The organism is Bacillus sp. FSL M8-0266 (assembly GCF_038613425.1).
GTDB lineage: Bacteria > Bacillota > Bacilli > Bacillales > Bacillaceae > Bacillus > Bacillus pumilus.
Map to the genome: position 1 here is coordinate 2,645,967 of NZ_CP152015.1, position 24,602 is coordinate 2,670,568.

At 42.2% G+C, this 24,602-nt stretch carries 27 protein-coding genes and 2 other annotated features; of the genes, 3 read left to right on the top strand and 24 right to left on the bottom strand.

The annotated features are described in order from the left end of the window. Window positions 1–8 precede the first annotated feature (8 nt). Window positions 9–1,043, bottom strand: a complete 1,035-nt coding sequence (pheS, locus tag MKY83_RS13635) for a phenylalanine--tRNA ligase subunit alpha (protein WP_113767538.1) — start codon at window positions 1,041–1,043, stop codon at window positions 9–11. Window positions 1,044–1,419: 376 nt separating this feature from the next. Then, entirely contained in the window at window positions 1,420–2,163 is a 744-nt protein-coding gene (locus tag MKY83_RS13640; RefSeq protein ID WP_044139942.1) for an RNA methyltransferase, read from the bottom strand. Window positions 2,164–2,276: 113 nt separating this feature from the next. Here MKY83_RS13640 and sspI point away from each other — a divergent pair, with 113 nt between their 5' ends. After that, on the top strand, window positions 2,277–2,498 hold the full coding sequence (sspI, locus tag MKY83_RS13645) for a small acid-soluble spore protein SspI (RefSeq protein ID WP_003216243.1): 222 nt from the start codon (window positions 2,277–2,279) through the stop codon (window positions 2,496–2,498). Between the two features lie 41 nt (window positions 2,499–2,539). Here sspI and cstA read toward each other — a convergent pair whose 3' ends face one another. Both cstA and MKY83_RS13655 read right to left on the bottom strand, forming a co-directional pair. Further along, window positions 2,540–4,336 carry a carbon starvation protein CstA gene (gene cstA / locus MKY83_RS13650; RefSeq protein ID WP_065098566.1) on the bottom strand — a complete coding sequence of 599 codons (1,797 nt, stop codon included), beginning with the start codon at window positions 4,334–4,336 and terminating at the stop codon, window positions 2,540–2,542. 352 nt (window positions 4,337–4,688) lie between these two features. Beyond that, window positions 4,689–5,777, bottom strand: a complete 1,089-nt coding sequence (locus MKY83_RS13655; protein WP_050943605.1) for a M42 family metallopeptidase — start codon at window positions 5,775–5,777, stop codon at window positions 4,689–4,691. A gap of 179 nt (window positions 5,778–5,956) precedes the next feature. Here MKY83_RS13655 and MKY83_RS13660 point away from each other — a divergent pair, with 179 nt between their 5' ends. Then, complete coding sequence (locus MKY83_RS13660) at window positions 5,957–6,361, top strand: hypothetical protein (RefSeq protein ID WP_003216690.1); 405 nt, start codon at window positions 5,957–5,959, stop codon at window positions 6,359–6,361. Between the two features lie 17 nt (window positions 6,362–6,378). On the opposite strand, the gene MKY83_RS13665 is transcribed toward MKY83_RS13660, so the two are convergent. The 8 genes from MKY83_RS13665 to MKY83_RS13700 all read right to left on the bottom strand — a co-directional run bounded on the left by MKY83_RS13665 (window position 6,379) and on the right by MKY83_RS13700 (window position 11,954). Then, window positions 6,379–6,645 carry a DUF1294 domain-containing protein gene (locus tag MKY83_RS13665; protein WP_044139938.1) on the bottom strand — a complete coding sequence of 89 codons (267 nt, stop codon included), beginning with the start codon at window positions 6,643–6,645 and terminating at the stop codon, window positions 6,379–6,381. Between the two features lie 63 nt (window positions 6,646–6,708). Further along, the gene (gene rplT / locus MKY83_RS13670; protein ID WP_003216409.1) at window positions 6,709–7,068 is read right to left on the bottom strand and encodes a 50S ribosomal protein L20; all 360 of its coding nucleotides are present in this window, start codon (window positions 7,066–7,068) and stop codon (window positions 6,709–6,711) included. 31 nt (window positions 7,069–7,099) lie between these two features. Further along, on the bottom strand, window positions 7,100–7,300 hold the full coding sequence (gene rpmI / locus MKY83_RS13675) for a 50S ribosomal protein L35 (protein ID WP_003216324.1): 201 nt from the start codon (window positions 7,298–7,300) through the stop codon (window positions 7,100–7,102). 24 nt (window positions 7,301–7,324) lie between these two features. After that, entirely contained in the window at window positions 7,325–7,840 is a 516-nt protein-coding gene (gene infC, locus MKY83_RS13680) for a translation initiation factor IF-3 (RefSeq protein WP_044139937.1), read from the bottom strand. A 71-nt stretch (window positions 7,841–7,911) separates the two neighbouring features. Continuing rightward, window positions 7,912–8,043: a sequence feature (ribosomal protein L20 leader region), on the bottom strand. A gap of 129 nt (window positions 8,044–8,172) precedes the next feature. After that, entirely contained in the window at window positions 8,173–8,868 is a 696-nt protein-coding gene (lrgB, locus tag MKY83_RS13685) for an antiholin-like protein LrgB (protein ID WP_170966027.1), read from the bottom strand. Window positions 8,869–8,882: 14 nt separating this feature from the next. Further along, window positions 8,883–9,326 (bottom strand): antiholin-like murein hydrolase modulator LrgA, encoded by a 444-nt coding sequence (gene lrgA, locus MKY83_RS13690; protein WP_003216712.1) that lies wholly within the window; start codon window positions 9,324–9,326, stop codon window positions 8,883–8,885. A 136-nt stretch (window positions 9,327–9,462) separates the two neighbouring features. After that, window positions 9,463–10,200, bottom strand: a complete 738-nt coding sequence (locus MKY83_RS13695) for a LytTR family transcriptional regulator DNA-binding domain-containing protein (RefSeq protein WP_044139936.1) — start codon at window positions 10,198–10,200, stop codon at window positions 9,463–9,465. Continuing rightward, a complete protein-coding gene (locus MKY83_RS13700) occupies window positions 10,197–11,954 on the bottom strand; it encodes a sensor histidine kinase (RefSeq protein WP_217012274.1) in 1,758 nt (585 codons plus the stop codon). The genes MKY83_RS13695 and MKY83_RS13700 overlap by 4 nt, the downstream gene beginning before the upstream one ends. Before the next feature lie 175 nt (window positions 11,955–12,129). Here MKY83_RS13700 and MKY83_RS13705 point away from each other — a divergent pair, with 175 nt between their 5' ends. Then, window positions 12,130–12,909, top strand: a complete 780-nt coding sequence (locus tag MKY83_RS13705; protein ID WP_061409040.1) for an HAD family hydrolase — start codon at window positions 12,130–12,132, stop codon at window positions 12,907–12,909. A gap of 53 nt (window positions 12,910–12,962) precedes the next feature. On the opposite strand, the gene MKY83_RS13710 is transcribed toward MKY83_RS13705, so the two are convergent. From MKY83_RS13710 to ytaF, 12 genes are all read right to left on the bottom strand, one after another. After that, window positions 12,963–13,883: a methyl-accepting chemotaxis protein gene (locus MKY83_RS13710; RefSeq protein ID WP_065098568.1), complete on the bottom strand. Its 921-nt coding sequence runs from the start codon at window positions 13,881–13,883 to the stop codon at window positions 12,963–12,965. Window positions 13,884–14,053: 170 nt separating this feature from the next. Continuing rightward, complete coding sequence (gene thrS / locus MKY83_RS13715; RefSeq protein WP_065098569.1) at window positions 14,054–15,994, bottom strand: threonine--tRNA ligase; 1,941 nt, start codon at window positions 15,992–15,994, stop codon at window positions 14,054–14,056. A 45-nt stretch (window positions 15,995–16,039) separates the two neighbouring features. After that, window positions 16,040–16,287: a binding site (T-box leader), on the bottom strand. 43 nt (window positions 16,288–16,330) lie between these two features. Then, window positions 16,331–17,200 (bottom strand): putative sporulation protein YtxC, encoded by an 870-nt coding sequence (ytxC, locus tag MKY83_RS13720; RefSeq protein ID WP_185107115.1) that lies wholly within the window; start codon window positions 17,198–17,200, stop codon window positions 16,331–16,333. Window positions 17,201–17,260: 60 nt separating this feature from the next. Next, on the bottom strand, window positions 17,261–17,899 hold the full coding sequence (locus MKY83_RS13725) for a TVP38/TMEM64 family protein (protein WP_044140648.1): 639 nt from the start codon (window positions 17,897–17,899) through the stop codon (window positions 17,261–17,263). Window positions 17,900–17,932: 33 nt separating this feature from the next. After that, window positions 17,933–18,862 (bottom strand): primosomal protein DnaI, encoded by a 930-nt coding sequence (gene dnaI / locus MKY83_RS13730; RefSeq protein WP_185107116.1) that lies wholly within the window; start codon window positions 18,860–18,862, stop codon window positions 17,933–17,935. Between the two features lie 17 nt (window positions 18,863–18,879). Further along, window positions 18,880–20,304, bottom strand: coding sequence for a replication initiation and membrane attachment family protein (locus tag MKY83_RS13735; RefSeq protein ID WP_185107118.1), 1,425 nt, complete (start codon window positions 20,302–20,304; stop codon window positions 18,880–18,882). A gap of 102 nt (window positions 20,305–20,406) precedes the next feature. After that, on the bottom strand, window positions 20,407–20,865 hold the full coding sequence (nrdR, locus tag MKY83_RS13740) for a transcriptional regulator NrdR (RefSeq protein ID WP_003216720.1): 459 nt from the start codon (window positions 20,863–20,865) through the stop codon (window positions 20,407–20,409). Between the two features lie 4 nt (window positions 20,866–20,869). After that, window positions 20,870–21,256, bottom strand: a complete 387-nt coding sequence (locus MKY83_RS13745; protein WP_044140645.1) for a hypothetical protein — start codon at window positions 21,254–21,256, stop codon at window positions 20,870–20,872. Between the two features lie 185 nt (window positions 21,257–21,441). After that, window positions 21,442–21,822, bottom strand: a complete 381-nt coding sequence (gene speD / locus MKY83_RS13750; protein WP_003216492.1) for an adenosylmethionine decarboxylase — start codon at window positions 21,820–21,822, stop codon at window positions 21,442–21,444. A 234-nt stretch (window positions 21,823–22,056) separates the two neighbouring features. Beyond that, on the bottom strand, window positions 22,057–23,079 hold the full coding sequence (locus tag MKY83_RS13755; protein ID WP_065098574.1) for a glyceraldehyde-3-phosphate dehydrogenase: 1,023 nt from the start codon (window positions 23,077–23,079) through the stop codon (window positions 22,057–22,059). Between the two features lie 170 nt (window positions 23,080–23,249). After that, complete coding sequence (gene coaE / locus MKY83_RS13760) at window positions 23,250–23,855, bottom strand: dephospho-CoA kinase (RefSeq protein WP_050943596.1); 606 nt, start codon at window positions 23,853–23,855, stop codon at window positions 23,250–23,252. 14 nt (window positions 23,856–23,869) lie between these two features. Next, a complete protein-coding gene (gene ytaF, locus MKY83_RS13765; RefSeq protein WP_003216274.1) occupies window positions 23,870–24,502 on the bottom strand; it encodes a sporulation membrane protein YtaF in 633 nt (210 codons plus the stop codon). Between the last annotated feature and the right edge of the window lie 100 nt (window positions 24,503–24,602).

A 24,602-nucleotide genomic window follows, 5' to 3' on the forward strand; every position in this document is an offset into this window, starting at 1 on the left:
TCCTCCTCTTAGTCCTGCTTGAATTGCTTTGTGAATCTAATATCATTTGTGTAGAAATGGCGAATATCATCAATGCCGTATTTGAGCATTGCAATCCGTTCAACACCCATTCCAAAAGCAAAGCCTTGGTAAGTTTCTGGATCAAATCCGCTCATCTTCAGGACATTTGGATGAACCATCCCAGCTCCTAAAATTTCAATCCAGCCTGTTCCTTTACATACAGAACAGCCTTTTCCTCCGCATTTAAAGCAAGACACATCCACTTCGACAGATGGTTCTGTGAATGGGAAAAAGCTTGGACGCAGTCTAATTTCACGATCTTCACCAAACATTTTTCTCGCCACTGTCTCTAGCGTACCTTTTAGATCACTCATACTAATATTGTGATCGACAACAAGCCCTTCAATCTGCATGAATTGATGTGAATGAGTCGCGTCATCACTGTCTCGTCTATATACTTTCCCAGGGCAGATGATCTTCACAGGACCTTGTCCTTTATATTTTTCAAGTGTACGTGCTTGAACTGGTGACGTTTGTGTTCTGAGTAGTGTATCCTCGGTAATATAGAAGCTGTCCTGCATATCACGTGCCGGATGCTCCTTTGGAAGATTCAGCGCTTCAAAGTTGTAATAATCCGTTTCGACCTCAGGACCTTCCTCAACGGTATAGCCCATACCAACAAATAAATCTTCAATATCTTCGACAACAATCGTTAATGGATGTCTTGCCCCTATTTTGATTGGGCTTGCTGGCAATGTAACATCGATCGTTTGAGACGCAAGTTTCTTCTTCACTTCTTCTTTTTCCAGCTGTTCATTTTTTTCAGCAATAGCACCAGCAATCTGCTCTCTCACTTCGTTTGCGAGTGCGCCCATTTTTGGTCTTTCTTCTGCGGACAGCTTGCCCATTCCGCGAAGCACCTCTGTGATCGGCCCTTTTTTCCCTAAATATTGAACACGAATGTCATTGACTTCTTTGAGCGAGCTAGCTGCTTCAACCTTTGCTATCGCTTCTAATTCAAGCTGTTTTAACGTTTCTTGCATGAGTGTAATCCTCCTTTTGATATACAAAACCGCCTGGATAAACGGCTGTTTGATCGTTTGAAGACAATAAAAAAACCCGTCCTTCTAAAAAAGAAGGGACGAGTTGTGGTCGCGGTACCACCCTTGTTAAGCACAAATACATGTGCGAATAAGCTTCATTGACATAACGGAATCAAACGAATCCGGTTCACCTTTACGCAAAACTTGCGGTCCCGGTGACAACTCCAGAGGTGAATTCCTGTTTCAGCATTCCTTAAATGCACTTTCAGTCTACGATGCATTCTCCCTATCAGGCCGCTCTTTGAAACAATCTTCCTCTATCATGGTTTTTAAAATATTAGTTTCATTATAGTGAAAATGAGCGCATGATGCAACACTATCCACGCAAATGATAGACAAGAACAGCTGCTGCAACAGCCACATTTAATGATTCTGCCTGTCCATACATTGGCACATATAAATTGTGGTCTGTCATTTGCAGAATCTCTGGGTTTATACCCGCACCTTCATTGCCCACAATTAATGCAAACGAACCTTCTGCCGTTACGCTTCTATACGCTTTCGCATTGTTTAGAGCACTTCCGTATACAGGAATGCCTTGCTCCTTACATACTGGTATGGTCTGCTGAAGGCTTTGCTTTAAAATGGGCAGGTGGAAATGCGACCCTTGTGCGGAACGGAGCGTTTTTCCGTTAAACGCATCAACTGTTCCATCGCCTAAGATCACAGCATCAAGTCCAGCGGCATCTGCTGTCCGAATGAGTGTGCCTAGATTCCCTGGGTCCTGCACTGCATCTAATAGAAGAAGTCGTTCATACTTCTTTTCTTCAAATACAGGAACTGTACAAACTGCCGCGATGTGCTGAGGCGTTTCCGTTTCGGTCATGGCAGAAAAGGCTTCCTCGCTCAGTTCATACAGTTCAATGTCCGGATCAATATGAGAAGGAAGCTTATCAGGCGATGTGACCATTAATTCTTTCACAACTCCGCTCTTCAATGCTTCTTCCACTAAGTGGATTCCCTCCACGAGAAACAGCCCCGTTTTCGTTCGTTCTTTTTTCGTATGGAGCTTTTTCCACTGTTTAATGTTTGTGTTTTTAGCAGATTCTATATATTTCAAGCGACTTTAACTCCTTTAAATATCATGAATTTATTATATCTCATGCACACTACATAATAAACCTGTCTTTGAGACAGAATAGGGCTATTACCATCAAAAAAGGAGTGTGGGCAATGGATTTTAATTTAAGAGGCGCAGTCATTCAAAACATCACTGGCCATAATCAAGAGCAGCTTGAGCATACGATTTTAGATGCCATTCAAAGCGGTGAGGAAAAAATGCTGCCAGGCCTTGGCGTGTTGTTCGAAGTGCTATGGCAAGAAGCATCAGAAAACGAGAAAAATGAGATTCTTGAAACATTAGAGCAAGGCTTAAAGCCTCATCAACAGCAATAAAAGAAGCCGGTTTGCTTATCATAGCAAACCGGCTTTTTCATTTAGCCAGTGATCGGTGTTTCCATCCGAAGCGCTGGATCACGCCAAATGTCGACCCATTTTTTAATCGCAAACACAATAATCACAAATCCTAAGATCAACATAATGATTGATAGCACCGCATTCAGCACGCTGTAACCTGATGCCTCGGGATTAAGGTATACATTTGCTACCATCCAATAGCCCGCATAATTCACTGTCACATATAAGTAAGCAAGTGGAATTAAACAAGTCAGCATATATCGCCTTTTATCTGCAATTTTTAATACAACGGTTGCTCCGATGATGAGACCGACCGATGCCATTAACTGGTTTGACACCCCAAACAGCGCCCAAATGGACCCGATGTCTCCAGAGTAAAGCAAGTAGCCCCACATAAAACAAGCAAGCGCACTTGCGAACACCGACCCAGGGACCCAGTCATTTCGTTTAAGCGGTTTATAAGCTTCGCCAAAGAAGTCTTGAATTAAATAACGTGCCACACGTGTCCCTGCATCAATAGCGGTTAAAATAAAAACAGCTTCAAACATAATGACGAATTGGAAAAAATAAGACGCCAAATGACCAAAGAACGGAATTCCCGTAAAGATATACGCCATCCCTACAGCTAATGTCACAGCTCCACCCGTTCTTCCTTCTAAATCAAGACCAATTTCCTTACTCAGCTGCGGAAGGTTCTCGACACTCATCCCGAGTGTTCTGAACACTTCTGGCGTACTGTTTATCGCAAAATAATCGCCTGGATGAAGAGCCGTAGCGGCAATTAACGCCATAATTCCAACTAGACATTCTACTAGCATTGCGCCAAAAGCGACAGGCTTCATATCACTCCAGCGGTCAAGCATCTTAGGCGTTGTCCCAGATCCAACAAATGCGTGGAAACCAGATATGGCCCCGCAAGCAATGGTAATCGAAATAAAAGGCCAGACAGGACCAGCTAAAACAGGACCTCCTCCATTCACAAACTCCGTAAAGGCTGGGAATTGAATCGTTGGATTGACGACAAAGATTCCAGCAATCAATGCGATAAAAACACCTATTTTCATAAAGCTGCTTAAATAATCCCTCGGTGCGAGCAGCAGCCAAACCGGCAATGCCGCAGCAAAAAAAGCGTAGACCGGCAAGGCAAGAGCAAGCGTTTTTGTATCAAGTGTTAAAAGATCGCCAAGTGCCGTTCCTTGAATATTCGGCCCAAGGAATACGCCAACCATCAGCAAAATAAATCCCGCAGTTGTCGCCAGTTTTAAATTGCCTGTCTTTTTATAATAAAGACCAACCCCCATCGCAATTGGAATCGTGATTCCGACTGCAAATGTCCCCCAAGGGTTACGTTCTAACGCATGAAGCACAACCATAGACAAACCAGCCATTGTGATCGTAATGATAAACAGCATCGCAAGCCCTGTACAAAATCCTGCGACAGGTCCTAACTCTTCCTTCGCTACCTCTGATAACGATTTCCCCTTTTTTCGCATTGACGCAAATAAGACGACAAGATCATGTACAGCACCGCCAATCACTGCGCCAATTAACAGCCAAAGGAGACCCGGTAAATACCCGAATTGTGCGGCTAAAATCGGACCCACTAATGGGCCGGCAGCTGCAATCGCAGCAAAGTGATGCCCAAATGTGACCCATTTATTAGTTGGCACATAATCCTTCCCGTCTTCTAATGTGTGAGCCGGTGTAGGATGATCGTCTGTCACCTTTAAGACCTTGACCATCATAAATGTGCCATAAAGACGATAGGCAATCGCTAAAATACACATAGATGCTATGACAATTGTAACCGCATTCATTTAATCATCCCCTTTGCACAAACAATTTGTTACAAATATAACATAAATTGATTGATTTTTCTCTCTTTTAAAACCAAGTTGACAAATAAGAATAATATGTTTATTCTTAAGGTAGCTTCACCTACTTCCATAAACTCTCTTTTGACAGGGCATTCTTTAGGCTCTGTCCTTTTTATTGCTTTCATCTTACAAAAATAAAAGCCAGATCACATGTGCCTTATTCACTAGAATATTTTTTCTTCTTCTGTCAAAAACAGTTCTTTTGGCGTAACTTAAAATGACAGTTCATTTCCTGGGAAATTCAATGAAATAAAAAAAGCCCTTCCCCTATACTGAGGAAAGGCTTTCTTACTTAAGAACCGTACGTGATCTGCTCAACCGTTTTTTGATCAAGTCTTTTGATCACTTCTGTTAAAAGCTTCACTGCATTTTCATAATCATCTCGGTGAATCATCGCTGCATGAGTATGGATATATCTACTTGGTATCCCGATCGATAGTGATGGCACACCATGACCTGTTAAATGGATACCGCCAGCATCTGTCCCGCCGCCAGGCATGGAGTCGTATTGGTAAGGAATGTTCAATTCGTCCGCTGTTTGGACAACAAAATCCCGAAGCCCTTTATGAGATACCATCGAAGCATCAAATACAACAATCGTTGGCCCTTTGCCAAGTTTGCTTGTTGCTTCTTTTTCAGTAATGCCCGGCGTGTCTCCTGCTACACCAACATCAATGGCAAATCCAATATCAGGCTGGATTGTAGCCGCTGCTGTTTTAGCCCCGCGCAGGCCAACTTCCTCTTGTACAGTTGCAACACTGTAAGCAATATTCTCATGCTGAGTATTGTGTAAGTTCTTCATGACATCAATCGCAACTGCACAGCCGATACGGTTGTCCCATGCTTTTGCAAGGAGCATTTTTTCATCATTCATCACTGTAAACTCAAAATAAGGGACGATTTGATCTCCAGGTAGAACGCCCCACTCCATTGCCTGTTCTTTGCTTGATGCACCGATATCAATAAACATATCTGTGATCTCAATCGATTTTTTTCGAGCTTCAGGTGACAAGACGTGCGGCGGCTTTGAGCCAATCACACCTGTAATGTCTCCCTTTTTCGTTACAATGGTCACACGCTGCGCGAGCATGACCTGTGACCACCATCCGCCGACAGTTTGGAAGCGAATGTAGCCTTTGTCATCAATTTTTGTCACCATGAATCCTACTTCATCTAAGTGACCAGCAAGCATAATTTTAGGTCCGTTTGCGTTTCCTTCCTTCTTAGCGATTAAGCTGCCAAGGCGGTCACTGGAGACTTCATCTGCATATGATTCTATGTATGTCTGCATGACTTTTTTGACATCACGTTCATTTCCTGGAATCCCTTTTGCATCCGTTAGGTCTTTCAGCATAGTTAATGTTTGATCTAGCTTTGTCATTCCATATATCCTCCTTTATCTTCATGGTGCATTCTTATTATACAAAACCTTTTTCGTTCAATACGATCTTTTTATGAATATTTTTTCGTTTTACGAAATATTTTTTTAAAAAAAGTTGAAACCTTTTGGCCTTTTCATTCGTAGTATATCAGATAACGGTATTGGAGGTGCATCCTGTCATGTTTGTAATCCTCATTAGACTAGCTCTTGTTGCACTGCTTGTCTACATCTTCTACATGGCGGTAAAATTCTTCTCAAATCCGAGAAGAAAGCTGAAACAAGCACAATTAAAAGAAGGCTTTTATTTTATGGACGAACAACAAAATGCACGTAAAAATTTTAATTTCGTCTATAAAGGTGTCTTGTTTGAAGGGGAGAAGCATGTTCCGTCTAAGGATCATCCTCTATTTGTCCACTCCATTTACGTTTGGACGGAGTCACCTGAGAAGCTAAGTGAATTTACATTAGAAGACTTTGAAAAATTGGAGGAAAACATTATCGAACGTTATCCTCAAACAAAAATTGATTGGGATCAGCCCATTAAAAAAATCAAACAAAAAAAAGGAGCAGACACGCCGTCTTGATGGCGTCTGCTCCTTTTTCAGATGAACTTGATATATCCTAATATGATCAACTGCACCATGATTAACACTGGCATGCCAATTTGAAAGGCAGGATGCTTTGTTTTATGACGGAAATACTGCATCCCTAGATACGATCCGAAAGCCCCAAAAAGCACGGCAGCACTCCATAAGTGCGCCTCTGAAATTCTCCATTTATGCGCTTTTGCCCGGCGCTTGTCCTCTCCCATGAGAAAGAAACCATAGCCATTTACCAAGATGAGCAGCACAATCAACGCGATATTCATTCATTTCACCTCACATGATGAGCAAAAAAGATCATCCCTCGACGGAATGATCTTTTATATGACTTACTTGTCTAGTTGTGCTTTTGCAGCATCAGCAAGCTGATTGAATGCACTTAGGTCATTCACAGCAAGGTCAGCAAGCATTTTGCGGTTTACTTCGATACCAGAAAGCTTTAGGCCATGCATTAAACGGCTGTAAGAAAGACCGTTCATACGAGCTGCAGCATTGATACGAGTGATCCATAGTTTACGGAAGTCACGTTTTTTCTGACGACGGTCACGGAAAGCGTAGTTTCCAGATTTCATCACCTGTTGGTTTGCTACTTTGTATAATCTATGTTTTGAACCGAAATAACCTTTTGCTAATTTAAGAACCTTTTTACGACGCTGACGCGACACAGTTCCGCCTTTTACTCTTGGCATTGTAATTCCCTCCTATGATTCCTATTCCAAATTACTTGATGTTTGCAAGTTGTTGTTTGATACGTTTGAAATCTCCAGCACTTACGATTGCGCTCTTACGCAATTTACGTTTTTGCTTTGTAGATTTGTTAGCGAACAGGTGACTTGTGTACGCATGAGAACGTTTAAGTTTACCAGAACCTGTTTTTTTGAAACGTTTAGCAGATCCGCGGTGAGTTTTCATTTTTGGCATTGGATATTTCCTCCCTCTGTTACTTTACTTTTCGACTTTTGGTGCAAGCATGAGGAACATGCTACGTCCGTCCATCTTAGGTTTTGTTTCTACTGTTGCTACTTCAGCGCAAGCTTCAGAGAAACGGTCTAACACGCGCTGTCCGATTTCTTTATGCGTAATCGCACGCCCTTTAAAGCGGATAGAAGCTTTCACTTTATCGCCCTTTTCAAGGAATTTGATTGCATTACGGAGCTTCGTGTTAAAATCATGTTCATCAATTGTCGGGCTCAACCGAACTTCTTTTAAGCTAATGATTTTTTGATTCTTACGTGCCTCTTTATCCTTCTTCTGCTGTTCAAATCGGAACTTACCATAGTCCATGATTCGGCAAACAGGTGGTTTTGCATTTGCAGCAACTAACACAAGGTCAAGATTGGCTTTAGCAGCTATCTCCAGAGCTTCCTGGCGGGTTTTAATCCCCAGCTGATCGCCATTTTGTCCGATCAAACGAACTTCACGCGCACGAATACCTTCATTAACTAATTGATCTTTGCTAATAGTGAGCCACCTCCATGAGATTTTGAATTGAGTTCACAATTCATTTTGACCATTTCGTTGTATGTTTTACAGGCAAACAAAAAGTGTGGGCATATAAAACACCCACACTGCGAACATTTGCATGAAAAAATAAATGTACGGTCAACCTGTCAACTACAAACACGTGTCAATCAGGTGAGAAGCGGGTGCTTCTGCTTGTGATATCTATTCAATTCGTTAATAATTCTACACAATTTTCATTTGTCCGTCAAGTAAGCGAACTCTTGAAACAACTTTTTCATTTTAGCATGATTAAACGAATTGGGCAAGGCTTTTTCAAAACAATGACGCCATCAAAGAATGAATTGCATAAAGATTGGGATGACAATGACGGTCACAACTCCTACGACCACAACGGCGATACTTGCCATGGCCGCTTCTACTTCTCCCATCTCAATCCCAACAGAGACGCCAAGTGCATGTCCTGATGTACCGAGTGCAAGCCCTTTTGCCACTGGATTTTTAATTCGAAACCATTTTAAGAAGAAAGCACCTAGTGCATACACAATGACTGCATTAAATATGACCGCAAAGGCTGTGATATCTGCAATTCCGCCAATATCCTTTGCAATCGGAAGAGCAATCGCTGTCGTCGCTGCCTGTGGGAGCATACTTTTCATTACAGCCGCATCAAGATGAATTCCTTTTGCTACGACATACACAATTGTAATGGAGCAAAGTGATCCTACAAAAATAGCGGATAAAATCTGCCACCAATATTTTTTAAGCAATGCGCGCTGCTTATAAAGCGGAATAGCAAAAGCAATCGTCGCAGGCTCTAAGAAAAACTTGATAATCTTGCCGCCCTCATTATAATCTGCATAGGAAAAACCGCCAATTTTTAAAAATAAAATACCTAACACCATGGCCACAAAAAGTGGTGTGAATAAGAAGAAGCCTTTTGATTTTTTAAATAAGAATGTACCGATTCCAAAGGCGACCAATGAGACGACTATACCAAAATAAGGACTCATCGTACTTGTACCCATCCTGCATCTCTCCTTTAATGCGTACTTGAAGCTGGTTTATTAGAATGAGAAGGAGTCGATTTGCTCTCCTTTGTCTCTTTACGTTTCTGTGGTTTGTCTGATAATTGCATGAGAAGCTGCGTGAATAGCCCTGTCGCTGCTAGTAACATAATCGTTGCAATGATAATGACACCGACGACTTGCACACCTACTTCTTGCATGACACCTAGTGATTGAATAACCGAGATACCAGAGGGAACAAATAGAAAGCTAATGAGCCCTGTCAATGATGTACCTAATTGCTCCACTTGCTCCAGTTTGACGATTTTCGTTGTCAGCAAAACAAATAATAGAACCAGACCAATCACAGATGCAGGCATCGGAATTGGTAAATACATTGAAATGAGATTAGAAACGAACATTACGGTTGCAAAGATAAATGCTTGAGATAGAAATCCATATACTTTAGTGGCACTCATGCCCCTTCACCTCTTTCTTCGACTGCCCTCAGTATACGGCATGAAATAAATGAATGAAGCGTTTACAATCAAACTCGCCGAATTCAATGAATGAAATGCAGAAAACGAGTATTGAAATACAAATAAAAAAGCCGTCCTACTCTAGCAGGAGCGACTTCTTTAGTTCTTTGGCGTAAGTGCGGCTGACAGGAATAATCGACCCGTCTGTCATATGTAGATTATACGTCGAATTAAACCACGGCTGTACTTCTTTCATATGAGAGGTGTTCACGATATAACTTCGATGAACCCTCATAAAGTAAGCCTCAGGGAGTTTCTTTTCAATGACCACAAGCGGTTCTGTGACCTCATACATGTGATCCTTTGTTTTCACGACCTTTTTCCCCTCACTGAGCCCTACATACATGATCTCTTCTACTTGCAGAATGACAATTGAGTCATCAACTGAAATGGCTAGCTTTTGCTGATGGGGGATTTTCTCATCTGACAGCTGGTGGTCTTGCGTCTCAACAGATTTCCACTTTTTAAACTTTTGGATCGTTTGCAAAAGCCGTTCTTCATCAAATGGTTTTGTTAAATAATCAAGCGCACTGACCTCAAACGCCTTCAGCGCATACTGATCAAATGCTGTCGCAAATACAATCGCTGGCGGATCAGACATCCGGTTGAGCCTTTTGGCAATATCAAATCCATTTTCACCTGATAAATCAATGTCTAAAAAGAGCAGGTCCGGCTTATGATCCACCATCCGGTCAAAAGCAGATTCTATATTTTCTGCTTCCTCTATTTGAACATCCTCTTTCGTTCTGCGTAATAAGTATTTTAATTCATCTCTTGCTAACACTTCATCATCTACGATTAATACGTTTATCAACGAAAATCATCCTTTTTTACATAGTCCATTGGAATGCGAAATGAGATGTCAGTGCCTTGATCGCTATGAATGGATAAAGCGGCTTGTCTGCCAAAAATCCCTCTTAACCGCTGATCTAAATTAAAAAGAGCCGTACCTGTTCCTTCTTTGGATTCAACAGGCGCTTTTAATAGCTGAGCCATCTTGTCATTCTCGATTCCCTGTCCATTATCCGTCACTTTCATATTGACATGCCCATCTTTCATCACAGCGGATACGATGACTTCACAGCTCGTTTGATGTTTAGGAAAAGCGTGTCTCACTGCGTTTTCAACAAGCACCTGAAGCACAAATGGTGGAATCATCACCTGCTCCAGCTCCTTTTCAATTTGAAAGGTCACATGGTATTTATTTGGAAATCTCGCTTGTTCAAGTGACAAATATGCTTCTACATGCTGAATTTCTTTATGAAGTGGAATGAGCAGCTGGCGGGCGCCTTGCAAATTGGATCGAAAATAAATACTCAGTTGCAGCAGCAGCTTCCTAGCCATCTCTACGTTCGTTCTACACAAGACAGAGATGGTATTAATGGCGTTAAATAAAAAGTGCGGATTCACTTGCGCTTGAAGCGCTTTGATCTCTGCATCTTTTAGCAGACGGCTTTGGGTTTCTGCCTCCCCAAGCTCAAGCTGTGTGGAAAACAGCATTGCCAGGCCTTCTGCAAGCTCCTCTTCCACCCTGCTTAATCCGACCGGAGAATTGAAATACATTTTTAACGTTCCGATCGTTTGACCATTGGAGGTAAGGGGCAGCACAATCGCCGCTTGAAGCGGGCAATGGGTGACTGAACAATTGATTTCATCTTTCGAATGCGCCTTCATAATTTTGCCGCTCATCAATACTTGTTTCGACAGCCCTGTAATGAGGCTTTTCGATGGAATATGATGATCCGTCCCATCTCCAACATGCGCTAAAATCTTTTCTGTATCGGTTAAGGAGACCGCATCTGTTTCTGTTAATCGATGAATGATCTCCGCCACGCTTTTACATGACTGTTCATTTAACCCTTGGCGGAAGAAAGGCAGCGTTTGATCAGCGATTGAAAATACACGGTGTGTCTGCATCGCCTTTGCCTGCTCTTCTTGCCTAATGACTGACTGTAAAATCGATAAAAAGATAAAGCTGCCAATTCCATTCACAAAAATCATCGGCAAAGCAATGATACTCACAAGCCCCCAAGCATCAGCAAATGGTCTTGCAAATAGAAGAATAATGATCATTTGCAAGGATTCCATTGCCACACCAAAAAGTGCGGCTTGGCGAGGTGTCACCATTCGATTCTTCCGCTTAAACCTGCTGCCGACATAGCCAGCAATCACACCGGCTAAAATCGAAGAAATCGCACAGCTGAGTGCCGTGCTTCCTCCTAATGAATAGCGATGAATCCCAGCTAGAAGCCCTGCACCAATGCCAACAAATGGCCCTCCTATTAATCCGCCCATTTCGATTCCCATGATTCTTGTATTGGCAATTGAGCTTGACGAGCCTAGATGATAGGAAAACTCATGATTCATGACCATCTGCTGCTGGATTTCAATTCCTGTATAATTGCTGATAATACTAAAAGAAGCAAAAATAAAGACAAGAACTGCCTTTTTTCGAAACCCTTCATTATGAAGCAATAGATTGCGAAAGCCCTTCACATGTGCAAGCACAAACCCTAAAATAACGATGATCCCAACACGCTCGATCATCATAATAATTAAATGAAGCAAACCTGCCACCTCAATTGATGTATGTATTATTTACTGTCTTTCTATTCTATCATGTGCGGTCAATGTTCAAATATCTCTCAAATCTTTTCTTTATTGCCCTCATCTTCTATTGTAAAATGAACTTGAGCCGTCACTTGCAATTGAAGGTAACACATACATAACAAGGGAGAAGATCATGAAAGCCGTATTTTTCGATTTAGATGATACTTTGCTTTGGGATGAAAAAAGCATTCATACCACTTTTCAGGAAACATGCCGCGAAGCGGAAAAAAAATATGGACTGAATCCAGAAACATTTGAACAGATTGTTCGTGAAGAAGCAAGAAAGCTGTATTCGTCCTATGAAACATATGATTATACTGTCATGATCGGAATTAATCCTTTCGAAGGACTGTGGTCCAATTTTAGTGAACCGATTAGCGAAGGCTTTCAAAAATTGAATGCCCTTGCACCAGAGTACCGCAAGAACGCTTGGACCAATGGCTTAAAAGAAGCAGGAATTGACGATGAGGCATTTGGACAATATTTGGCTGATTTTTTTGCAGCCGAGCGGAGAAAACGCCCATTTGTCTATGAAGAAACGTACCCTGTTTTAGACCGTCTGAAAGGCAGCTATGAATTGCTCCTTTTAACAAACGGAGATCCTAGTCTTCAAAAAGAAAAACTAGCAGGTGTTCCTGAGCTTGCGCCTTATTTTAATGAAATTGTGATTTCAGGAGATTACGGGAAAGGCAAACCTGACCCTGGCATCTTTGAACACTGCCTTCAGCTGTTAAATCTAACAAAAGACGATGTGATCATGGTCGGAGACAATCCAAAAACAGATATTCTTGGGGCATCTCGAGCCGGGATTCAAACCGTTTGGATCAATCGGCATGGCAAAAAGAATGAAACAGATGTAACGCCAGATTATGAAATCAAAGACTTACATGAATTGTTTGATATATTAAAATAGAACACAAAAAACACCCTTTCCCTGACGAGATTGGGTGTTTTTGTGTGCTCAAACTACACAATGACCGCTAGACTTTGCGCTTGCTTGTCTAAGCTGCGGGCTGCTTCTCCTATATTTATAAATTCCTCGCTTGCCTGCTTCACAAGATCACGATTTGTAAACACGGTTGTCTTGGCCCGGCTCGTTCCGCTGCTGACCTTCTCTACTTCTGCATGAATCGCCTTTACATATTGATCTACTTTGACAATCGCTTCTTTTGAATTAGTTGCAAGCTTTCTAATTTCTGCCGCCACTACACTAAAGCCATTTCCATAGGAACCTGCATGGGCTGCTTCGATCGCCGCATTTAATGCAAGGAGCTGGGTTTGTGAGGAAATGCTGTTAATCGTTGTAGCGATGGAGCTGATGGACTCTACCTGCTCTGTTAATCCTTCTAGTAAGCTCATATTTTGATCTGTTTCGTTTGCTATATGATCAAAGGAGATATTGACTCTTTGACTATGCTGGATGCCCACTTCTGCTCGCTCCATCAATTTCGCAGACATCTCCTTTAAATCGTCTACGACCTGTTTCATCGTGTTTTCTCTCTCTGTTATGTCTGTTGCCACTTTCACAACACCCACTACGTGTCCCTCTTCATTGCGGACAGGTGTATATGTCGCTTCAAGCCATAAGCTGTCACCATTCTTCGTCGTCCGCTGCACCTTTTCCTGAAAGACTTGCCCCTCTTTCAAACGCTTCCAAAACATTTGATAGCTTGCGTGTTCTGCAATATGAGGAGGACAAAACTGTCTATGTTTTAAACCAATCATCTCTTGCTTTGAATAGCCCATGGCTTTTGCAAAAATATCATTGACCCATAGGACTTCACCTGTCACATCAAATTCAATCATCGCCAGTGAGTGTTCCAATGCACGAAGTACTGCTGATCGCTCCAATACTTGTGATGATAAAGTGTTTGTTGTTTGCGTCATCGCTTTCATTCCCCCAATTTAACTCGAACCAATAGTACATACTTACCCATACTTTCGCACTATCTAAACGTATCATTCAAGGGACTGGATCACTAGTGGAGGATTTTCCCCAAAAAGAAAAAGCCAGTGATCTAAAGAGAAAGATCACTGGCTGCTTCGCTTGAAAAAGATTATTTTTTCGCTTCTGCTACTGCATGTTTCACAAAGGCTTCAAGATCCATTGTTTCTGAATCTTGCTCTCCGTATTTTCTTACATTGACTGCGCCATTTTCTGCTTCTTGATCTCCGACGACTAGCATGTATGGGATCTTTTGCATTTGCGCTTCTCTAATCTTGTATCCGATTTTTTCATCACGGCTGTCAAGCTCTACACGAAGACCTTCAAGCTGCAAACGTTCTTGTACTTTTTTCGCATAGTCTAAATGGACAGACGGTGAAACCGGTATGACTTGGAATTGTACAGGTGCCAGCCAAGTTGGAAGGGCTCCTTTGTATTCTTCAATTAAGAAGGCAACAAAACGCTCCATTGTAGAAACAACACCTCTATGAATCACGACTGGACGATGGTGCTTGCCATCTTCTCCGATATATGTGAGATCGAAGCGCTCTGGAAGTAAGAAATCAAGCTGTACAGTAGACAGTGTCTCTTCTTTTCCAAGAGCTGTCTTCACTTGAACGTCAAGCTTCGGACCATAAAATGCCGCTTCGCCTTCTGCCTCATAATAGTCATGACCAAGCTCGTCCATTGCATCCTTTAGCATCGATTGCGCTTTATTCCACATTGCATCATCGTCGAAATACTTCTCAGTATCTTCTGGATCACGGTAAGATAAGCGGAATGTGTAGTCATTCAAGCCAAAGTCTTGATACACTTCTTCAATTAGGCGAACTGTACGAATGAATTCGTCTTTGATTTGATCTGGACGTACAAAGATATGTGCATCGTTTAATGTCATACCGCGAACACGCTGAAGGCCAGATAAAGCACCTGACATTTCATAACGGTGCATTGTACCAAGCTCTGCAATACGAATTGGCAATTCGCGATAGCTATGCGGCTCGTTTTTGTAAATCATCATATGGTGAGGACAATTCATCGGACGAAGAACAAGATCTTCGTTGTCCATTTCCATCACAGGGAACATGTCTTCTTGATAATGCGCCCAGTGCCCTGATGTTTTATACAATTCGACATTCGCAAGAACCGGTGTATACACATGCTCATAACCAAGTCGTACTTCTTTATCGACAATGTAACGCTCAATCACGCGGCGGATCGTTGCGCCTTTTGGCAGCCAAAGTGGTAGACCTTGACCTACCTTTTGAGAGTTCGCAAACAGTTTTAGCTCTTTTCCTAGTTTACGGTGATCGCGTTCTTTCGCTTCTTCAAGCAGGCGTAAGTGCTCATTTAGATCATCTTTGCTGAAGAAAGCTGTACCGTAAATACGCTGAAGCATTTGATTGTTGCTGTCACCTCTCCAGTATGCACCTGCAAGGCTTAACAGCTTAAACTCTTTGATTTTCCCTGTTGATGGCAAGTGAATGCCGCGGCAGAGGTCAAAGAATTCACCCTGCTCATAAATCGTAACAGCTTCACCTTCTGGAATCGCTTCTAACAGCTCAAGCTTTAATTGATCACCAATCGCTTCAAAGCGTTTTTTCGCTTCTTCTCTTGATACTTCAATTCGCTCGATTGGCAGATTGCTGTTAATGATTTTTTTCATTTCTTTTTCAATCTTTGGTAAATCTTCAGGTGTGATGGCAACATCGATGTCCACATCGTAGTAGAAGCCATTTTCAATCACAGGACCTACGCCAAACTGAACGTGATGCTCTTTTCCATACAGGCGTTTGATTGCCTGTGCTAGCAAATGAGCTGTGCTGTGGCGCATAATATCGAGTGCCTCATCACTTTTATCTGTGATGATCTCAATTGTTCCACTTTCTAGTAGCGGCGTACGCAGATCTATTTCTTTACCGTTCAATTTACCGGCAAGCGCTTTTTTCTTTAGGCCTGGGCTAATTGATGCCGCGATGTCTTCTGTTGTAGCTGTTTTGTCAAACTCCTTGACTGCTCCATCTGGAAATGTAAGTTGAATTTGTTCTGACATCTCTGGTCACTCCTTTTTTTGGCAATATAAAAACCCCGCCCCCTGGAAAGGGACGAGGTTGAATAAACGGAATCGTGGTTCCACCCTTTTTCCCGTATTTGCAGCTTTCTTTTTCATAAGCAAACACGGCTTGTGTTTCGATAACGGGAATTCCCGTCAGCCATTACTAAAACGTTCACAGCTGATGTTCAAAGGTGGTAAAGCAAATGGTCCTCTGCTAGGAAGCTTTCAGCCAAGGCTTCCCTCTCTTTAAGCGGGTATTCATTTGTTCATGTCCTTATCAATACGGTCTCTGTATGAAGTTACACCGTATTATAAAACGTTTTTTCGTGAAAATCAAGAAAGCTTTTCACTTTTCTGTCCCAAATGGTCATGGACAAATTGAACATTGTGTTCTTGAAATGAATGAGCCGGGAATACCTCGACCCTTTCTTGAAAAATATTTTGAATGGTCTGTACCATCGAGTGACCCGTATCATTTGTAAACAGGTCAATCTTTTTGGGCGCTATGGATACGAGTGGTGCAATCAGCTGCGAATCAATATACATTGGATGCTCTCTTACAAACTGTCTGTCTATGTATTGTTTTTGATCACGCTCAGAAGCGTACCGAAATTCCCAAATCATCAGGCGATCCTGATGCACAACATGTACTTTTTCGAGCTTTGGTTCTTTTGCCATCACATAGTCTCGAAGCGATTGAATAAAGTTTTGATATTCTTGTTCCATTTTGTATTCTTCAATGGAGACTTCAACATAGTTCTTCAGCCTCCTGTCATACTCTGACAGTCTGAATGTCATAAATGAACCAATTGAAAAAATACCTTGCTGTAAAGAAATGGTCTCAAGCTCCTTTGTTAACAGGGCTTCTCTTGACGGTTCTTGATGAATGCCGGGAATATCATCTAAATCCCCATTCATGATGCTGTGGGCAATTGAAAGAATTTGGTGCTGCTCTTCAGGATCTTTAAATAAATACGTGTTTTCAAGAATGCTGCGCATGCGCTCATTTTCTTTGCATTCCAAAAAAAAGTGAACTAGTAATGGCCGCACAATGGACTCAAGTCCTTCTTTTGATTCCTTCGCCTCTATGAGAAGCCGGTCTTTCCCTTGTTGAATTGACATGTGATGCCGACTGTCCAAGTGTTCAGCAAGATGTAAAAAAGCGGCGGTATCATATTCATCTTCAAAGATTATTTCAAGCATGTTTGTCCCCCCTAACGACATCTGTTACATATATATGGGGAGAACATAAAAAATAGACGCCTAAAATAAATCAGGCATCTTTCTTTTTAAAATGAGCGGAACTGAGATAAAGATCAGATAAATCAAACAAACGATTGCTAAAGCGGCATAATTGCCGCTGACAAAGCTTGAGCCAAGGACATTTAATGCAACTGTACCCGGTATTAAGCCTAAAAAGGTAGCTGCCGTAAATGCACGATAATTTGCACGTGAAGCTGCTGCCGCATAGCTGACAAAGTCAAAATGGATTGGGGCAATTCGCAATAACAAAATGTAAAGAAACCCATGCTCCTGAATGCGGGACGTCACCGCTCTCAGCTTCCGGCTGCTTGATTCTGTATCCTTCTTTTTTGAACGAAAGGTTGTAGCAAGTAAGAAGGAGCCTGTTGCCCCGGCAGTAGCACCAACGAGGGCATAAATCGTCCCAAGGACACTTCCGAATGCCAAACCTGCTGCCAGCGAAAAGACCGTAAGTGGGACGAGAACAAACGGGCGAAAAAGAGATAAGAAAAGAAAAACAAAGGGAGCCAGCAGTCCAAATTGAAGCACCCAATTCTTCACATCTTTCGGCGCCAGCTGAAGATGCTGTTTGTTCAGCCACCAAAGTAAAACAGCGAGACCTGCAATCACGAGAAAAAGCAGCCATTTTCTTTTGTTCATTTCATTTGCTCCTCCTTCAGGTGATAGACGGTTTTATAAATGACGGCGGTTTTCTCCTTCGAGCAAGACTGCCTCTGCTAAATAGAGAATTCGTTCCATTAAACGAGCGGCTTTGACCTCTTCTTTTTCCCCGCGCTGTGAGTACGTAAAGTGATGCTTCAGTTCACTTGGTGCGAAATTAGAAGAGAAGAAAGTCGGCAGCTGCTCTGCCATACGGTATTGTAAAATCGTTCCGAGTAGTTCATCTCGAACCCAGCTTGTCATCGACTCTGCCCCAATATCATCAAGCATTAAAATAGGAGTGGATTTGACCATGTTCAGTTTTGATTCTAGTGTGTGATCGGCTAACGAATTTTTTAGCTCTCTCACAAATTCAGGCACGTACACAAGGAGGGATGGGTATTCCTTCTCCGCTAACTGCTGCGCAATGGCTGCCAGAATATACGTTTTTCCTACTCCAAACTTTCCGTGTAAATATAAGCCCTTCCCTTTGCCCGTCTCATCATAGCTTTGCAGGAATTGTCCTACTTTTTGAATGACTTCCTGCCTTCCCACAACGTTCAGATCAGAGAACGTCGCTTGAAGAACATTTTGCGGAATGTACATGCTTTTCATGAGTTCTTGCTGTTTTTTCTGTCTATCGAGCCGCAGCTTGACTGGACAAGGGGAATATTCAATATCAATACTCTGACCTTTGATCACAAGCTTCGGGTGATAACCGTCTAAAATCGCATTGACGTTCTCTTCATCTAAGCAATATGAACAGCCCTTCGACTGCTGCACATATTCAAAAAGCCGGTTCAAGCTGCGATTGATCATGTCTTCGTGTATGTCTTCTTGGTGCTCCTGTAAAAAGGTTTTTACATTTTCATCAGATAGTACACTTTCTTTAATCTGATTGTATCTTACACGAAAATCTACGCGCCCTTTTAGCTGTTCAAATGAACGACCGATCGGTTTCATCCTCATCTCACCTCATCTTAATGTGCATTGTACTTTTTCATATTTTTAAACTGATCTAACAGTTTTTCTTTTTCTCGTTCGAGGTCTTCTGTCGATAGGTTGTCTGTTTGTTCTTTTGCCGGCTGTTCTTTCGTTTCGGTTTCTTTCATCCAGTCAGGAAGCTTCTCTTCACGGACAACTTTCCCTGATCCGTATGTGCTGCGCTGCTTTTTCTGCTGCGCCCACTCTGTCATTTGCCTGTTCTCTTCTTTGGCCATTTTCATGGCCGCCGCTACGGTTTTAATTTTCTTTCTCACCCAATGAGCGGCGATTTTTTGCATATATGTTTTCGACAGCTTCATATCTGTTTTCAGTAATGTATAGTAGATTAAAACGTTCATGACACCTGGCTCTAGCTGCTGCTCAAGCATAATATCTTCGACAATTCTTAAGTCGGCATACGTTGGCTCAATGCCGTCAGCCATATCTTTTAGCAGCTCCCTTGGTGAAATATGATCAAGCTTTTCAATCAATTTGGCATCAGGTGTATCTGCCGCCGGCGGCTTTGAGGCATCGTGACGTAAATGTCTTGGCTGTTTTTGATCAATGAGTTTTGGCTGCTCGCCTCTGTATTCAATTTGGTACCAGTCTCTTGCTGCTTTTCTCAGCTCTTCTGTTGAGATCATTTGATCCGAACCGCAGGCGCCTGCTACAATATTTTGCATTTGAAGCGGGGTGATGCCGTATACAACGGCTAACTTCTTAATGGTTTCTTTCACCTGCTTTGTCAAAGCCTTTCTTGGAATCATCATATCAGACATGCCTGCTAACAATAAATCGAAATCAAAAGAATCGTCTGAGAGAGGAGCCGGTTGACTCGATCCAACGGTCACATATTCATAGCCCTGATCAAGTGATGACGCCTGATTGATTTCTTCTGTCATCCTGCGTTCACCTGGCTGCAATACGTGAAAGACTTCTTCAAACGACCGCGAGATGTTCTTTGCCTCTGCCGGAACACCGGGATATGAGAAATAATCACGAAGCTGCATATATTTCGCTTTCTCTACACGATGGTACAGCAGGACATTCAGCATACCATCTTGGAAAAACTCATCTGGTCTTAGCGGCGGCACAAGCTCATATGTAAACAGTCTGCCTTCTTCCGTTTCCTGTTCATATGTGCGGAGTAACCCAATCGCTTCAAGCTTTAAACGTTCCTCAAAAATATCATTTAAATTCGTTTGCAGCATGACCATGAGCTGCCGATGAGGTGCGGGTTTTCCCCACATACGATTTTGTTCCAGCTCTCCCCACAGCGTCATATATAAGCTGAAAGCGGACATGCCTATAAGCGGCTGATATAAAAGAGTGATGAGCTGTCTATCGATGTCACCGAGCAATGAAGCGCTTTTGACGACATACGGATCGACGGCTAGCACTTCCTTCCAATGCTCTGTCATATGCTGATCCTCCCCATGAATTGCAATTGTTTCTATTGTACACCCTTTTTGCGTTTTACGCTTTACGCAGGAAAAAGAGCGTGAAGAATCTTCAGCTCTTTTTTAGCGTTCTTTCTTTAATAAATCTTTTAATTCATCAATAAAGACGTTGATATCTTTAAACTGCCGGTAAACGGAGGCAAACCTGACGTAAGACACTTCATCAATTTTTGCCAGCTCGTCCATCACCATTTCACCTACAAGCTCACTTTTCACTTCTGACATGCCTTGATTACGCAGTTCTTTTTCAATATTAAAGCAGACATCCTCCAGCTGCTTTAAAGCAACAGGACGCTTTTCACATGCTTTAATGAGTCCTCTCAGCATCTTTTCGCGGCTGAATTCTTCTCGAATTCCTTCTTTTTTCACCACAATCAGTGGTAATTCTTCTAATTTCTCAAACGTCGTAAAGCGATATTGGCAGCTTTCGCACTCTCTTCTACGACGGATGGATTTCCCTTCATCTACTGGTCTTGAATCAAGCACCCTTGTGCCAAGGTGCTGACATGTGGGACATTTCATTTCATCAGCTCCGATCTATTCTTGGAAGTTGTTTGTCTAGTTCATCATAAAGGGAAAAAACAGTTTTCTCACTATAGCCAAAATCTGTTGGCAAGGCTGTTTCTGTTGTCACATTAAAATCGACAGCTGTTTCAAAAGGACGAATTGAAATGACAGTCGCTACGAGAAAGGCTTTTTTCGGCATACTGATGTTTGCGCTGATTTCACCTCGTTCTGCTGAAACAGATGTCACTTGATAGGAAGCGTGCCCAGAAAGCATGGCTTCAAGCGCTTGAAAAACTTGCGCATTCGTCGATTTGTAGTAATGGCTTTTCAGTTCTGACACTGGATGCTCGTCAGATGTTTCTGTATGGTTTGACATGAACCGTTTGAACTTTTGTCCTAAAGTCATCTACGTATCCCCTTTGCCATAATGCCTCTTCTTTATTTTATAAAAAAAACCTTTGTTTTCCTAGAACAAAAGTATAGGCAAGTTGGGGAATGTTGGATTTTGTCTATCAAAGAAATATAAAAAGGAGCATAACACAAAGGCATTTCAATGCTTTTGGCCAGCTCCCATTGCAATCTTTTTTATGTTTACAGTGCTTTGGCTTGTGCCTGTTTCACTTGTACAGGTCCCATGCCTCGAGGAATTTCAATGTTTTCTCTTGTTTCAGCACCTAATTCATCTCCGATATGATCTGCTGCGATATTCGGATCTAGGTCGCCGCAAGTATAAACATCTATGCTCGCATAACCATGTTCAGGAAAGCTGTGAATTGTCAGATGAGATTCAGAAATAATGACAACTCCACTTACTCCTTGAGGTGCAAATTTGTGAAAAGCAACCTCTCTTACTTCAGCTCCTGATTTCAAAGCTGCATTTACAAACGTTTTTTCAATAAAATCCATGTCGTTCAGTTTATCACAGTCGCATCCCCATAGCTCGGAGATAACGTGACGTCCGATTGTTTCCATCATGGACCCCCCTTAAACAAGAATGAAAGAGTGAAGTTCTAAGCAGCCGGACCGGACATATACCACGGGGGAAAGTTAGTCCAAAGAGGTCCTAACCCTTTAAGTATACCCGAATGAGTCTGCGAACAAGAAGTTCACGAAAAATAGTATACTTTGTTTAGACCCATTTTGCAAGCTGTGTTTTCAATGGGATTTTCTCTCATTCCTTGAAAAGGGACGTTCGTCTTCTTCATTTCAAACAGCAGAAAGCTCTTTCATCTGCGATCCGACAAACTTCACAAGATCCACCACTCTGCATGAATAACCCCATTCATTGTCATACCATGCAAGAACTTTTACTTTTCTATCCCCCATCACCATCGTTGTCAGTCCATCTATGACAGCTGAATAAGGGTTCGTATTAAAGTCTGTAGAAACAAGCGGCTCATCCGTGTAATCTAAAATACCGGAAAGAGAAGTTTTTGATGCATTTGAGAAGGCTGCATTGACTTCTTCTGCTGTGACATCTTTTTTCAAGTCGACAACAAGATCAACCATCGATACATTGGAAACTGGCACGCGAAGTGCAAGTCCATGCAATTTCCCTTTCATGTGCGGCAGCACTAAAGAAAGCGCTTTAGCGGCACCCGTCGTCGTTGGAATAATGGACTGGGCACATGCTCTTGCCCGACGCAAATCCTTATGCGGGTTGTCGATATTTTTTTGATCATTTGTATACGCATGAACCGTTGTCATTAAACCGTTGTCGATACCGAATTCATCATCTAACAATTTGACAACTGGTGCTAAACAGTTTGTTGTACAAGATGCATTTGAAATAACGACGTGCTTTTCAGGATCAAGATCATCCTCATTGACACCCATCACAATTGTAATGTCTTCATTTTTACCTGGAGCTGTAAGTACGACCTTTTTCGCTCCGGCATCTATATGGCCCATCGCTTGATCTTTTGAATTAAATTTTCCGGTTGCTTCTATGACGATATCAATCCCAAGCTCTCCCCACGGAAGCTGCTTTGGGTCTCTGTTATTGAGCAAAAGCACTCTTTTCCCATTTACAATCAGTGCGTCATCTTCTGCTGTCACATCGCATTCGTAACGTCCATGATTTGTATCATATTTAATTAAATGTGCTAGCGTTTCGGCAGGATAGCTTGCGTTCACCGCTACAATTTGAATTTGATCATCAAGCATTGCTTTTCTGAAGACCATGCGTCCAATTCTGCCAAACCCATTGATCGCTGCTTTTACCTTCATGAACAGGTCACTCCTCTATTATGTGTTATACTCAATAAATTTATTTATGAAATTAGTATATCACATTAGAATGTAATTGCCAGTATATAAACGTATATTTTCTAAAAAGGGCTGTTCTTTTCATGAGAAATATAAAAAGCATAAAAAAAGAAGAGTACGTGTATGTACTCTTACTTATCTGTATGTTCCCATTCATTTAATATGTTCTGCAATTGCTTTCTAATAAAAGCGAGATCTTGTGTATTTTCTATCACCCGGTCTGCTTTCTTACATTTTTCCTCAAGAGGCTGCTGAGAGTGAATCCGATTCAGCGCTTCTTCCGCGCTAAGGTCGTTTCGATTCATGAGTCGTGATAGCTGTAATTCTGGTGTTGTATACACCACAATAATGCGGTCGACGAGACTTTCCAGCTGACTCTCAAATAAAAGCGGGATATCCAGGACAACGAATGTTTCTCGGCTGTCGATTCCTTCATCTCGCTGCCTGAGCATTTCCTTTCGCACTTCTGGGTGAACGATCGCATTTAGCTGCTTTCTTTTCTCTTCATTAGAAAAAATAATGGCTCCCAGCTGCTGCCGGTCTAGCTCTCCATTTGGCAGGAGGACACCCTCACCAAAGGTTTGAACGATATGATGAAGGGCGGGTGTTCCTTTGGCGACCGCTTCTTTTGCAATCACATCTGCGTCCACAACCCGGATGCCCTGCTCTTTTATCATCTGTGAGACTGTGCTTTTTCCGCTAGCAATCCCGCCTGTTAATCCAATGACAAGCGTCAATTGATTTCCTCCTTTTACAGCTTCCAAACCCCAATTAATATGAGCAGAAGCCCTGGTAAACATGCAAGTTTATCGATCCAGCGCCAATTTGCCAAGTAATGACCGGCTCGTAGCCCGATACATACAAAAAGTGAGCTCATCACTGCCACCGTGATACTCATGACAATTGGAGAAAAGCCTAATATCGCTGCGCCAATCCCTGCGCCAAATGCATCAATGGATAAAGCAATTCCAAGAAGTACCGCTTCTATTCCATTAATCGTCCCAGATCGGTCAATATCTGCACTTGTCGGCTTTCTTAAAATGTGAATGACAAGCCCAAGTGATTGGACTTCCACATTGAGCAATGTCTTTTCATGAAGAAGCAAATCACGCTCTTTCGCTGGTTTGTAAAATTGATACAGGACCCAAAGGCCAATGGCAATTAAGATGCCTCCCCCCAGTTTATCGGTCACTGAAACAGGGAGAAATGTCGTCAGCAGGCTGCCAATCAGCATAGAAATGAGCAGCACAATCCCTGAGCAGCATGCAATAATGACGATAGCTTTAAATGGGATCCTCATTTTGCGGAGACCATACGTAAAGCCTACAGAAAAGCTGTCGATGCTGACTGCAATAGCTAAAAACAGGAGCGAAATCGAAATCATACCTGAACTCTTCCTTTCTGTTCATGCAACGATGATCAAGAGTCTCTAGGCGTTCTTAGACTCTCCTTCACTATATGAAGAGCAGGTGGGCTGTGTGTCA

What these genes read in the sequence shown, in the direction of transcription:
- MKY83_RS13755 (WP_065098574.1), bottom strand. Translation starts at nt 23,079, where the DNA reads ATGAAGGTAAAAGCAGCGATCAATGGGTTTGGCAGAATTGGACGCATG.
- nrdR (WP_003216720.1), bottom strand. Translation starts at nt 20,865, where the DNA reads ATGAAATGTCCCACATGTCAGCACCTTGGCACAAGGGTGCTTGATTCA.
- MKY83_RS13665 (WP_044139938.1), bottom strand. Translation starts at nt 6,645, where the DNA reads ATGAATATCGCGTTGATTGTGCTGCTCATCTTGGTAAATGGCTATGGT.
- MKY83_RS13735 (WP_185107118.1), bottom strand. Translation starts at nt 20,304, where the DNA reads ATGACAGAGCATTGGAAGGAAGTGCTAGCCGTCGATCCGTATGTCGTC.
- rplT (WP_003216409.1), bottom strand. Translation starts at nt 7,068, where the DNA reads ATGCCAAGAGTAAAAGGCGGAACTGTGTCGCGTCAGCGTCGTAAAAAG.
- lrgB (WP_170966027.1), bottom strand. Translation starts at nt 8,868, where the DNA reads ATGGGTACAAGTACGATGAGTCCTTATTTTGGTATAGTCGTCTCATTG.
- cstA (WP_065098566.1), bottom strand. Translation starts at nt 4,336, where the DNA reads ATGAATGCGGTTACAATTGTCATAGCATCTATGTGTATTTTAGCGATT.
- ytxC (WP_185107115.1), bottom strand. Translation starts at nt 17,200, where the DNA reads ATGCTTGAAATAATCTTTGAAGATGAATATGATACCGCCGCTTTTTTA.
- MKY83_RS13725 (WP_044140648.1), bottom strand. Translation starts at nt 17,899, where the DNA reads ATGAACAAAAGAAAATGGCTGCTTTTTCTCGTGATTGCAGGTCTCGCT.
- lrgA (WP_003216712.1), bottom strand. Translation starts at nt 9,326, where the DNA reads ATGAGTGCCACTAAAGTATATGGATTTCTATCTCAAGCATTTATCTTT.
- speD (WP_003216492.1), bottom strand. Translation starts at nt 21,822, where the DNA reads ATGGAAACAATCGGACGTCACGTTATCTCCGAGCTATGGGGATGCGAC.
- rpmI (WP_003216324.1), bottom strand. Translation starts at nt 7,300, where the DNA reads ATGCCAAAAATGAAAACTCACCGCGGATCTGCTAAACGTTTCAAAAAA.
- dnaI (WP_185107116.1), bottom strand. Translation starts at nt 18,862, where the DNA reads ATGAAACCGATCGGTCGTTCATTTGAACAGCTAAAAGGGCGCGTAGAT.
- MKY83_RS13705 (WP_061409040.1), top strand. Translation starts at nt 12,130, where the DNA reads ATGAAAGCCGTATTTTTCGATTTAGATGATACTTTGCTTTGGGATGAA.
- ytaF (WP_003216274.1), bottom strand. Translation starts at nt 24,502, where the DNA reads ATGATTTCGATTTCGCTCCTGTTTTTAGCTATTGCAGTCAGCATCGAC.
- MKY83_RS13710 (WP_065098568.1), bottom strand. Translation starts at nt 13,883, where the DNA reads ATGACGCAAACAACAAACACTTTATCATCACAAGTATTGGAGCGATCA.
- MKY83_RS13655 (WP_050943605.1), bottom strand. Translation starts at nt 5,777, where the DNA reads ATGACAAAGCTAGATCAAACATTAACTATGCTGAAAGACCTAACGGAT.
- MKY83_RS13660 (WP_003216690.1), top strand. Translation starts at nt 5,957, where the DNA reads ATGTTTGTAATCCTCATTAGACTAGCTCTTGTTGCACTGCTTGTCTAC.
- pheS (WP_113767538.1), bottom strand. Translation starts at nt 1,043, where the DNA reads ATGCAAGAAACGTTAAAACAGCTTGAATTAGAAGCGATAGCAAAGGTT.
- thrS (WP_065098569.1), bottom strand. Translation starts at nt 15,994, where the DNA reads ATGTCAGAACAAATTCAACTTACATTTCCAGATGGAGCAGTCAAGGAG.
- MKY83_RS13745 (WP_044140645.1), bottom strand. Translation starts at nt 21,256, where the DNA reads ATGACTTTAGGACAAAAGTTCAAACGGTTCATGTCAAACCATACAGAA.
- sspI (WP_003216243.1), top strand. Translation starts at nt 2,277, where the DNA reads ATGGATTTTAATTTAAGAGGCGCAGTCATTCAAAACATCACTGGCCAT.